The sequence below is a fragment of the Cupriavidus oxalaticus genome, from assembly GCF_038900635.1.
Taxonomy (GTDB): Bacteria; Pseudomonadota; Gammaproteobacteria; order Burkholderiales; family Burkholderiaceae; genus Cupriavidus; species Cupriavidus oxalaticus_B.
On record NZ_JAYMRX010000124.1, the window covers coordinates 1 to 252 of the forward strand.

Here is a 252-nt window from a genome sequence, read left to right on the forward strand (position 1 = left end):
AAGCGGGCAAGGCAGTTTGGGCAGGCGTTCACGGCCTGAACTGCTTATTCTCAATCCGAATAAGGCGAAGTGTTTTCATAACCTCAAGGCTTATGATAGCAATTCGGCCTTATCTTGGTCAGAGGCCAAATCGCCAGGGCCAACATCCCCAAGCGCATCTGGCCGGCTTCCGCGGCATCCTGCAGGCAGACGCGTATGCGGGCTTCAACGCTGTTTTTACCGATGGCAGTGTGCGCGAGGCAGCTTGTATGG

Annotated in this window: 1 pseudogene; it reads left to right on the forward strand. The window is 55.6% G+C overall.

What is annotated here, in order from left to right:
- Positions 1-125: 125 nt before the first annotated feature.
- Positions 126-252, forward strand: a pseudogene (locus VSR71_RS35250) (IS66 family transposase); the annotation flags it as partial.